We start from the raw sequence: 10,549 nt of genomic DNA, 5'->3' as shown, positions 1-10,549 counted from the left end.
GATCAAACTCTTCAGTTCAATACTGCTTGGGTTTTTAAGAAACCCTAAACTTGGCTCAGCAATCTCAAATGACTATGTGATTTCTCGCATGGTCACTTGTGATGCTGATAATCTTTCTGACTATCAGTCCGTACTCACAAGCACCCACACGAATTGCTTGATTCGATTTGTTAAAGAGCGTTTGGCTGAGAGTGTTTCGTCTCAACCGAGGCGCGCATTCTACGCTTTCCTCACTGCCTGTCAAGCGTTTATTTTGAAGTTTGTTTCGAGAAACTCGTTCAACTTCAACCACTTGACTCGCTTCGATCTCTCGTAGCGGGATGCGAATTCTACAGCGTTTCAACACGCTGTCAACCTTCTTCTCAACCGCCGCCGATCTATTCGATCGTAGCCCTTTCAGCACCACCTGAACTAGCTAACTCATTGAATCTCAAGGAGTTTTGCGTTCCGATGTCGCTGGAAGTGGGGCGCATTATAAGGGGATTCGAAACCGCGTCAACCTTTAATTTCATATAAATCAAAAGCAAAGCGGGGGGCTGCCGCCCCCCGCTTATTCATAGCCGCCGTCACCTGCTAGATCACCCCGGCCACCCGCAACCGTTTCACCTCGGCATCCGGCATGCTTAGCAGTGCCTTCAACACGCTCTCTGTATGCTCACCTAGTAGAGGTGGCGCATGCCTGTACTCAACAGGCGTCTGCGACAAGCGAATCGGCGAAGCGACCTGGGGCACTGTGCCTGCCAGTGGGTGCGCCATGCTCACTGCCAGTTCTCGCGCCACTACCTGTGGATCCTCAAACACCTGCGCCAGGTCATTGACCGGCCCACACGGCACGCCTACTGCTTCCAGGTCACTCACCCACTGCGCCGTCGTCCTGAACACCGTCACCTGGCGAATCAACGGTACTAGCTCGCCCCTGTTGGCTACACGTGCCTTGTTGGTTGCGAACCGCGGGTCATCAGCCCACTGTACCTGCCCAGCCACCTCTGCAAACTTTCGGAACTGACCATCGTTGCCCACAGTGAGAATGAAGTCGCCATCGGCCGTGGGAAAGTTCTGGTAAGGCACGATATTCGGGTGCGCATTGCCCAGGCGACGCGGCGGCACGCCCGTTGTGAGGTAATTCATCGCCTGATTGGCCAGGCACGCCACCTGGACATCCAGCAGAGCCATGTCGATGTGCTGACCCTCACCACGCTGCTCCCGATGAGACAGCGCCGCCAGAATCGCCACCGTCGAATACAGCCCGGTAAGAATGTCCGTCAGCGCCACCCCAACCTTCACAGGCCCCGCACCCACCTCACCCTCCGGCAGCCCTGTCAGGCTCATGAGCCCGCCAAGCCCCTGAATCATGAAGTCATAGCCCGCACGCTGCGCATAGGGGCCTGTCTGCCCGAACCCGGTGATCGAGCAGTAGATGAGCTTCGGATTGATAGCCTTCAGGCATGGATAATCCAGCCCATAAGCCGCCAAGCCGCCTACCTTGAAGTTTTCAATGACGATATCGCTCTTGGCAGCCAGTTCGCGGATCAGTCGCTGACCATCGGCCTGGGTGAAGTCGATCGTGATAGAGCGCTTGTTGCGGTTGGCTGCCAGATAATAAGCCGCTTCGCCAGTACTGCCACCCGCGCTGTCCTTGAGATAAGGCGGCCCCCACGCCCTCGTGTCATCGCCCTTGCCAGGACGCTCGACCTTGATGACATCGGCACCAAGGTCCGCAAGGATCTGACCAGCCCACGGCCCCGCCAGTACCCGCGACAGGTCCAGCACGCGCAGATGCGAAAGCGCTCCCATGACAGCCTCCTTATTAATAGAAAGCCTGAATACCTGTCTGCGCACGCCCCAGAATCAGAGCATGCACGTCATGGGTGCCTTCATAAGTGTTCACCACCTCGAGGTTGACCAGATGACGCGCCACGCCGAATTCGTCCGAGATGCCATTACCGCCCAACATGTCACGCGCCATGCGGGCGATGTCCAGCGCCTTGCCACATGAGTTGCGCTTCATGATCGACGTGATCTCGACAGCGGCAGTGCCCTCGTCTTTCATGCGCCCCAGACGCAAGCAGCCTTGCAGTGCCAAGGTGATCTCTGTCTGCATGTCAGCGAGCTTCTTCTGAATCAGCTGGTTGGCAGCCAGCGGCCTGCCAAATTGCTGCCGGTCCAGGGTGTACTGACGCGCTGTATGCCAGCAGGCCTCGGCAGCGCCCAGCGCTCCCCATGAAATGCCGTAGCGTGCGGAGTTCAGGCAAGTGAAAGGCCCCTTGAGCCCGCGCACCTCAGGGAACATGTTCTCCTCGGGCACAAACACATTGTCCATGACAATCTCACCCGTCACGGAGGCGCGCAGCCCGACCTTGCCATGAATCGCCGGTGCACTCAGGCCCTCCCAGCCCTTTTCCAAAACGAAACCACGGATGTCACCTGCATCGTCCTTGCCCCACACCACGAACACATCAGCGATAGGACTGTTGGTGATCCACATCTTGCTGCCGGTCAACCGATAGCCGCCTTCGACTTTCCGGGCACGAGTGACCATCGACCCCGGGTCAGACCCATGATTGGGTTCAGTAAGGCCAAAGCAACCAATCCACTCGCCACTGGCAAGCTTGGGCAAGTACTTCTGTTTCTGTGCCTCGGAGCCAAATTCATTGATCGGCACCATCACCAACGACGACTGCACACTCATCATCGAGCGATACCCCGAGTCGATGCGCTCTACCTCGCGAGCAATGAGCCCGTAACACACGTAGTTCAGACCGCTCCCACCGTACTGCTCCGGGATCGTAGCGCCCAGCAGGCCCACTTCACCCATCTCGCGAAAGATCGCTACATCTGTCTTTTCGTGACGGAACGCTTCAAGCACGCGCGGAGCCAGCTTGTCCTGGGCGAACTGATAGGCACTGTCTCGAACCATGCGCTCTTCTTCACTGAGCTGTTGATCCAGCAAGAGGGGGTCGATCCAGCTGAAGCTTGCTTTGGCGGCCATGAATGCATTTCTCCCAGAACGGTGGATGACTTATGACGTGATCCTAGGCCGGGCAAGCGGCGACGACAAACGACGTTTCTGCACCTATGAGTGCTATTTTCTCACTCAGAGAGCATTGAAACCCCAAAACCAAATGTCCACGAGTGAGGGATAGGCATGCGTCGGAAGATACCCAGCACTACAGCCCTGGTTTGCTTCGAGGCTGCCGCCCGCCACGAAAGCTTCACCAAGGCTGCTCAGGAACTGTCGCTGACCCAGGGCGCTGTGTGCAGGCAGATCGGCAGCCTTGAGGGCTTTTTGAACGTTGAGTTGTTCCGCCGCTCACACCGGGGCGTGAAGCTGACCGAAGCAGGGCTGTCCTACAGCCGGCAAGTGGCCGCGCAACTCGATGCGGTAGAGCGCGATACGCTGTCGGTGATGCGTCAGCAGGGCGCCAGCGTGATCGAGCTGGCAGTGGTGCCCACGTTCGGCACTCAATGGTTGCTGCCGCGGTTGATGGACTTCCAGCAGCGTCAACCCGATGTCACGGTCAACCTGACCAATCGCACACGACCTTTTCTATTTGCCGATACCAGCTTCGATGCCGCCATCTACTTTGGTGACGGTGACTGGTCAGGTACCCGCTCGCACAGGCTGATGGGTGAAAATCCTGTCCCTGTCTGCAGCCCGGCGTTGCTTGGTGATAGGCACACCCTCCAGGCGCACGACATTGCACAACTCCCCCTGCTGCAACAAAGCACCCGGCCCTATGCATGGCGCCAGTGGTTCAGCAGCATCGGCATTTCTGTAGCAACCGACATGACCGGCCCCCGCCTTGAGCTCTTTTCAATGCTCGCACAAGCGGCCATGCATGGAATGGGGGTTGCGCTCATTCCCCCCTTTCTCATTCAACGCGAGCTCGGCGAGGGTAGGCTGGTGGTCGCTAACAGGCATGTTCTACGTAGCGACAGGGCCTACTATCTAATGATTCCGGAGCGCAGGGTCGAATCAACCACGCTGGATGCGTTTCGGGAATGGCTGGTGGCACAGGCGGCGGATTACGCTGACACCAAGGAAAGCTGACCCCGTAGTCAATTATAATTTACACCTACAGATATAATGATCTGTCGCATTTAAATAACTATATTGCAGGGCTTCTGACAGTGATAGAGTGCTTCAGCGATCTGTTATCAAGCCTCTGTTTGCGACATTCGCCTGCTTAAACACGAAAAATTCAGATTTTCCGCTGAAAACTGTCCTAGCTTGACGAATAAAGGCGCTTGAGCGTTCGCAACAGATCAGCTGCGACATCTGGTCACATGGTGACTTGTAGTTATTGGTTAGTTTCGCTCCAGATTCTATTGAAGCTCGTCTGGTTCGTCTGCAAAATGCTGTGCCCGCCTAGGATCGGGTGGTTGGGCCCTAAGCCGCTCCGGCGCACCCTACGAAGTGCGCTGGCCTCACAAATATAAAAAAGGTCATCGCAGGAGAAATAGTCGTGCACATTGGTGTTCCGCTCGAGACGCAGACCGGCGAGACAAGGGTCGCCGCGACGCCTGAAACCATCAAGAAACTGATAGGTCAGGGTCATCAGGTTACGGTCCAGCAAGGTGCTGGGGTCAATGCCAGCATTCCGGACAGCGCCTATGAATCTGTCGGTGCCCGCCTGGGCTCGGCGGCTGAAGCCTATGGCACCCAGTTGGTGCTCAAGGTAGTCGCGCCAACCGATGGTGAATTGGCGCTGATGAGCAGCGGCAGCCTTCTGGTCGGCATGCTCAACCCGTTCAACAACGACGTTATCGCCAAGATGGCCGCGCGCGGCCTCACGGCATTTGCGCTGGAGGCCGCGCCGCGAACGTCTCGGGCACAAAGCCTGGACGTACTTTCATCCCAAGCCAACATCGCCGGCTACAAGGCCGTATTACTGGCTGCCCATCACTATCCGCGCTTCATGCCGATGCTGATGACGGCCGCCGGTACGGTGAAGGCAGCACGCGTCTTGATCCTGGGTGCAGGTGTAGCGGGGTTGCAAGCGATTGCGACGGCCAAGCGTCTTGGCGCAGTCATCGAGGCATCGGACGTGCGCCCTGCGGTGAAGGAGCAGATCGAGTCGCTCGGCGCGAAGTTCATCGATGTGCCTTACGAGACCGATGAGGAGCGCGACTGTGCCCAAGGCGTCGGCGGCTACGCTAGGCCCATGCCGGCAAGCTGGATGCAGCGTCAGGCTCAGGCCGTACACGAGCGTGCCCGGCAAGCGGATATCGTCATTACCACCGCACTGATCCCTGGCCGCAAGGCGCCTACGCTATTAAGCGCCGAAACGGTCGCCCACATGAAACCAGGTTCGGTAGTCATCGACCTGGCAGCGGCTCAGGGCGGCAACTGCCCACTGACCGTGGCCGACGAGGTCGTGCATGCCCATGGCGTCACCATCGTGGGCCCAACTAACCTACCCGCCCTGGTCGCAGCGGACGCTTCCGCCCTTTACGCACGCAACCTGCTGGACTTCACAAAACTGCTGTTCGACAAGGACGGCGCCCTGACCATCAACCTCGAAGACGACATCGTCGCGGCCTGCCTCATGTGCCGCGACGGTCAAATCGTCCGCAAGAACGGCTGAGGAGCACGACAAATGGAAGACATGCTGATTTCCCATGGCATTTATAACCTCATCATTTTCGTGCTGGCCATTTATGTGGGTTACCACGTGGTCTGGAATGTCACACCGGCGTTGCACACCCCGCTGATGGCAGTCACCAACGCGATATCGGCCATCGTTATCGTCGGTGCCATGCTTGCCGCTGCGCTGACGGTCACGCCTGCCGGAAAGGTGATGGGCACGCTCGCCGTTGCTCTGGCTGCAGTCAACGTATTTGGCGGGTTCCTGGTCACCCGCCGCATGCTTGAAATGTTCAAGAAAAAGGTCAAGAACGAGGGGCAGAAGTCAGCATGAGCATGAATCTGGTAACACTTCTGTATCTGGTCGCCTCGGTGTGTTTCATCCAGGCGCTCAAGGGCCTGTCGCACCCCACTACATCCCGGCGTGGCAACCTGTTCGGCATGATCGGTATGGGTATCGCGATCCTCACCACGGTCGGTCTCATTTATAAGCTCGGTGCTGAGCTGGCCACGGCCGGCATCGGCTATGTGATCGTCGGGCTGCTGGTGGGCGGCACCGCAGGCTCGGTGATGGCCAAACGCGTCGAGATGACCAAGATGCCTGAGCTGGTCGCCTTCATGCACAGCATGATCGGCCTTGCCGCGGTATTCATCGCCATTGCCGCAGTGCTCGAGCCCCAGTCGATGGGAATCGTCGCCGCCATCAGCGATCCAATCCCTACGGGTAACCGCCTGGAGCTGTTCCTGGGGGCTGCCATTGGTGCCATTACCTTCTCGGGCTCGGTGATCGCCTTCGGCAAGCTATCGGGCAAATACAAGTTTCGCCTGTTCCAAGGCGCGCCGGTGCAGTTTGCCGGTCAGCACAAACTCAACCTCATTCTCGGCCTGACCACCATCGCGCTGGGGTTGCTGTTCACCTTCACCGGCCACTACAGCGCCTTCACCCTCATGCTGGTGCTGGCGTTCATCATGGGCGTGCTGATCATCATCCCGATCGGCGGTGCCGACATGCCGGTGGTGGTGTCGATGCTCAACAGCTACTCGGGCTGGGCTGCAGCAGGGATCGGCTTCTCGCTGAACAACTCCATGTTGATCATCGCCGGCTCGCTGGTAGGTTCGTCCGGGGCGATTCTGTCCTACATCATGTGCAAGGCCATGAACCGCTCGTTCTTCAATGTCATCCTGGGCGGCTTTGGTGGCGATGCCGAAGCGGGTGCTGCCCAAGGCTCCACAGAACAGCGTCCGGTGAAGTCCGGCTCGGCCGACGATGCGACCTTCCTGCTCAGCAACGCCGACAGCGTGATCATCGTTCCCGGCTATGGCCTTGCCGTCGCACGTGCCCAGCATGCGCTCAAGGAGCTGACCGAGAAGCTCACGCACAACGGTGTCACCGTCAAATACGCCATTCACCCGGTGGCAGGGCGTATGCCTGGTCACATGAACGTGCTGTTGGCAGAAGCCGAGGTCCCCTACGACCAGGTCTTCGAGATGGAAGACATCAATGCCGAGTTCGGCCAGGCCGACGTAGTCCTGGTATTGGGCGCAAACGACGTGGTCAACCCGGCCGCCAAGAATGACCCCAAGTCACCGATCGCCGGCATGCCGATTCTCGAAGCCTTCAAAGCCAAGACCATCATCGTCAACAAGCGCTCCATGGCCAGCGGCTATGCAGGCCTGGACAACGAGCTGTTCTACCTCGACAAGACCATGATGGTATTCGGCGACGCCAAGAAGGTCATCGAAGACATGGTCAAGGCCGTGGAGTGAGGCAGGTTCTGTTCTGATCCTGTGAACAAGAAGAGCCCTGGTCGATAACGGCCAGGGCTTTTTCGTTAATTGATCCGGATCAACGGCCATGAAGCGGCGGGGGTAATACGACCATGGTCGCGGGACGGCACCGGTCTAAATCACTAGACTGCGCAGCAGTAGCTTAGTAGCCCGAGATAACAATCCATGTACCGTGATCGCATCCGCTTGTCCTCCCTGCATAGCAAGGTAATGAGTGCGGCCGACGCCGCTGGCCTGATCGAGGACGGCATGACCGTCGGCATGAGCGGCTTCACCCGCGCCGGTGAAGCCAAGGCCGTCCCTCACGCGCTGGCCGAACGCGCCAAGCAGTCGCCGCTGCAAATCAGCCTGATGACCGGCGCGAGCCTTGGCAACGACCTGGACAAACAGCTGACCGAAGCCGGTGTACTGGCCCGCCGCATGCCGTTCCAGGTGGACAGTACGCTGCGCAAGGCCATCAACGATGGCAAGGTCATGTTCATCGACCAGCACTTGTCGGAGACCGTCGAGCAACTGCGCAACCAGCAACTGAAGCTCCCCGACATTGCCGTGATCGAAGCGGTGGCCATCACCGAGCAAGGGCATATTGTACCGACCACATCGGTCGGCAACTCGGCGAGCTTTGCGATCTTTGCCAAGAAAGTTATCGTCGAGATCAATTTGTCGCACAACCCGAATCTGGAAGGGCTGCACGACATCTATATACCTACGTACCGTCCTACCCGCACGCCCATCCCATTGGTAAAGGTGGATGACCGCATCGGCAGTACCGCCATTGCCATCGACCCTGCCAAGATCGTAGGCATCGTCATCAGTGACCAACCCGATTCGCCCTCCACGGTGCTGCCACCCGATAACGAAACCCAAGGCATTGCCGACCACCTGATCAGCTTCCTGAAGAAAGAGGTTGAAGCAGGGCGCATGACTAACCGGTTGGGGCCCCTGCAGGCGGGGATCGGCAGCATTGCCAACGCCGTGATGTGCGGGCTCATCGACTCGCCGTTCGAAGACCTGACCATGTACTCCGAGGTGCTGCAGGACTCCACGTTCGATTTGATCGATGCGGGCAAACTGCGCTTCGCCTCGGGCAGTTCCATCACCCTGTCCAGTCGCCGCAACACCGACGTGTTCGGCAACCTGGAAAAGTACAAGGACAAGCTGGTTCTGCGCCCGCAGGAAATCTCCAACCACCCCGAAGTGGTTCGGCGTCTAGGTATCATCGGTATCAACACTGCCCTGGAATTCGACCTCTACGGCAACGTCAACTCCACGCACGTCTGCGGCACCCGGATGATGAACGGCATTGGCGGTTCCGGCGACTTCGCCCGTAATGCACACCTGGCCGTATTCGTGACCAAATCGATTGCCAAAGGCGGCGCCATCTCAAGCGTGGTACCCATGGTCAGCCATGTGGACCATACCGAGCATGACGTGGACATCCTGGTCACCGAGCAAGGCCTGGCAGACTTGCGGGGCCTGGCCCCTCGGGAGCGCGCCAGGGCGATCATCGACAACTGCGTGCACCCCGACTATCGCGCGGCCTTGAACGATTACTTCGAGCGCGCTTGCCAGCGGGGCGGGCACACGCCGCACATCTTGCGTGAAGCACTGGCATGGCATGAAAACCTGGAAGAGACAGGTCGCATGCTTGCCCTGTAACGCGTCCTGAAGTAAGCACAAACCTCGAAGGGTCGCTTGGCGACCCTTTTGTACGCCACTGAGAAAGCAGCAACAGGGAAAGACCTGAATGAACTGTACTACTGTACTGCTTTTCACCAGATGATCTCTTCGAAATGCAGAAGAACCATCTAAATATGCACCATATTCGCGCACACCAGTACAGTTTAGCCACTTTCGAGTGCAACAGTAGCATTACACAGTTAACTGGCTCGCCCTCTTTACCTGCAACTGTATCTACTGTTATGGACAAGAGGGGAGGATCATTGGCATCAGTTAAATCACTATCTAATGCCGCCATAAGCGGGAGGATGATCATCATGGAACGTACCCTCAGTTCCGGTCTGGTTTTTGAAAGCACCGCCAAACAATCCAACGCCTCGTTCCCCCTGCGCGTAGCCTCTACCTTGTTGCTTTGGCAGCGTCGTATGGCAAGCCGTCGTCAATTGGCTCGCTTGGATGCGCGTCTGCTGGCAGACGCCGGTATCAGCGAATCGCAGCGTTACGAAGAGTTGAGCAAGCCTTTCTGGCGCTAAGCGCCTGTGCCAGCCTGACTGGCAACGTGAATTTCGAAAACCCGTCGCAGAGCCCTGCGACGGGTTTTTTATTTGTGTTTCAAATAAAATCTCCGTCACCGGTACAGTTACCGTGAGCTCTTCTGTAAGGCATAACAGTTCAACGCCGCTCTATCATTAACATCTTGATACAGCACCGCGTGATACGCTTCGCTTAACTGTCTGGTAGAACCGACTGTCATAGTCTAGGCAAGGGCCGTTGCCCACGTTCCCAGCTGGATCCCCTTACACCAGGAGCTTACGTTCATGACCCGTACTTACCTGATCGGCGCTGCGCTGATGCTTGGCCTGGCTGGTACAGCCAGTGCCAGCAGTTTTGTCGTCACCACCGACACCGTGGTACGAGGCGTCGCTGCCTCAACCAACGCCACGTCCGATGCGTCTTCATCCCTGCGCGATAACAAGATCGTGCAAGCAGCCCGCGACGACGCCGCCAGCTTCGTCGCCAGCCAGGGCAGCATCCGGGGCGCCAAGCTCGAAAGCGCGCTGGTTCACATCCGTGCCCAGGCACCTGCCTTGCACGCCAGCGACGAGCAACTGGCTCAAGCCATCCTGGCTCTTTGAGTCAGCAAGCCGTCTCCAGCCGATCGCTCATGCGTTTTCTGCTATTACCCCTGCTCTGGATCGCGGGCATAGCCACGGCTCACGCGCTGGACGCCACCACCCAAGGCCTGGTGATCTCGGGTTACGTCACGACCCAGGTCACCACTGCACCTTTTGATCGAAAGCTCATAAGCGCAGCGCGCGACGATGCGGCAATGTTCGTCGCCACCGAGGGTCGTGTGCGCGGTGCACGCCTTGAGGCAGCCCTTGAAGCCATTCGCGTGCATAAACCCGCGCGCACTGCCAGCGACCTGGAACTGGCGCGAGCAATCCTCGTCGAATGACTATCCTTTTCCTCCCAGTATTTTCGGAGATGCTC

10 protein-coding genes are annotated in these 10,549 nt (G+C 58.0%); 8 read left to right on the top strand and 2 right to left on the bottom strand.

From position 1 onward, the window contains the following. Positions 1 to 573 precede the first annotated feature (573 nt). Together CRP40_RS07590 and CRP40_RS07585 are read right to left on the bottom strand one after the other, a co-directional pair. Positions 574 to 1,794 carry a CaiB/BaiF CoA-transferase family protein gene (locus CRP40_RS07590; RefSeq protein ID WP_027913209.1) on the bottom strand — a complete coding sequence of 407 codons (1,221 nt, stop codon included), beginning with the start codon at positions 1,792 to 1,794 and terminating at the stop codon, positions 574 to 576. A gap of 13 nt (positions 1,795 to 1,807) precedes the next feature. After that, positions 1,808 to 2,989 (bottom strand): acyl-CoA dehydrogenase, encoded by a 1,182-nt coding sequence (locus CRP40_RS07585; protein ID WP_027913210.1) that lies wholly within the window; start codon positions 2,987 to 2,989, stop codon positions 1,808 to 1,810. Positions 2,990 to 3,145: 156 nt separating this feature from the next. Between CRP40_RS07585 and CRP40_RS07580 the strand changes: the two genes are divergently transcribed. The 8 genes from CRP40_RS07580 to CRP40_RS07545 all read left to right on the top strand — a co-directional run bounded on the left by CRP40_RS07580 (position 3,146) and on the right by CRP40_RS07545 (position 10,514). Further along, positions 3,146 to 4,051 carry a LysR family transcriptional regulator gene (locus CRP40_RS07580; protein WP_027913211.1) on the top strand — a complete coding sequence of 302 codons (906 nt, stop codon included), beginning with the start codon at positions 3,146 to 3,148 and terminating at the stop codon, positions 4,049 to 4,051. 415 nt (positions 4,052 to 4,466) lie between these two features. Continuing rightward, entirely contained in the window at positions 4,467 to 5,588 is a 1,122-nt protein-coding gene (locus tag CRP40_RS07575; RefSeq protein ID WP_027913212.1) for a Re/Si-specific NAD(P)(+) transhydrogenase subunit alpha, read from the top strand. Positions 5,589 to 5,600: 12 nt separating this feature from the next. Further along, on the top strand, positions 5,601 to 5,921 hold the full coding sequence (locus tag CRP40_RS07570; protein ID WP_023532697.1) for an NAD(P) transhydrogenase subunit alpha: 321 nt from the start codon (positions 5,601 to 5,603) through the stop codon (positions 5,919 to 5,921). Beyond that, positions 5,918 to 7,354 carry an NAD(P)(+) transhydrogenase (Re/Si-specific) subunit beta gene (locus CRP40_RS07565; protein WP_027913213.1) on the top strand — a complete coding sequence of 479 codons (1,437 nt, stop codon included), beginning with the start codon at positions 5,918 to 5,920 and terminating at the stop codon, positions 7,352 to 7,354. Before CRP40_RS07570 ends, CRP40_RS07565 begins: the two co-directional genes overlap by 4 nt. 186 nt (positions 7,355 to 7,540) lie before the next feature. After that, entirely contained in the window at positions 7,541 to 9,034 is a 1,494-nt protein-coding gene (locus tag CRP40_RS07560) for an acetyl-CoA hydrolase/transferase family protein (protein ID WP_027913214.1), read from the top strand. 338 nt (positions 9,035 to 9,372) lie between these two features. Then, positions 9,373 to 9,588 carry a DUF1127 domain-containing protein gene (locus CRP40_RS07555; RefSeq protein ID WP_027913215.1) on the top strand — a complete coding sequence of 72 codons (216 nt, stop codon included), beginning with the start codon at positions 9,373 to 9,375 and terminating at the stop codon, positions 9,586 to 9,588. 285 nt (positions 9,589 to 9,873) lie between these two features. After that, entirely contained in the window at positions 9,874 to 10,191 is a 318-nt protein-coding gene (locus CRP40_RS07550) for a DUF2388 domain-containing protein (RefSeq protein WP_027913216.1), read from the top strand. Positions 10,192 to 10,220: 29 nt separating this feature from the next. Continuing rightward, on the top strand, positions 10,221 to 10,514 hold the full coding sequence (locus CRP40_RS07545) for a DUF2388 domain-containing protein (protein ID WP_027913217.1): 294 nt from the start codon (positions 10,221 to 10,223) through the stop codon (positions 10,512 to 10,514). Positions 10,515 to 10,549 lie beyond the last annotated feature (35 nt).

It is taken from the genome of Pseudomonas sp. URMO17WK12:I9 (assembly GCF_900230165.1).
GTDB classification, from domain to species: domain Bacteria; phylum Pseudomonadota; class Gammaproteobacteria; order Pseudomonadales; family Pseudomonadaceae; genus Aquipseudomonas; species Aquipseudomonas fulva.
The sequence above is the reverse complement of the archived record's forward strand: the minus strand, read 5'-3'. Positions and strand labels throughout refer to the sequence as shown.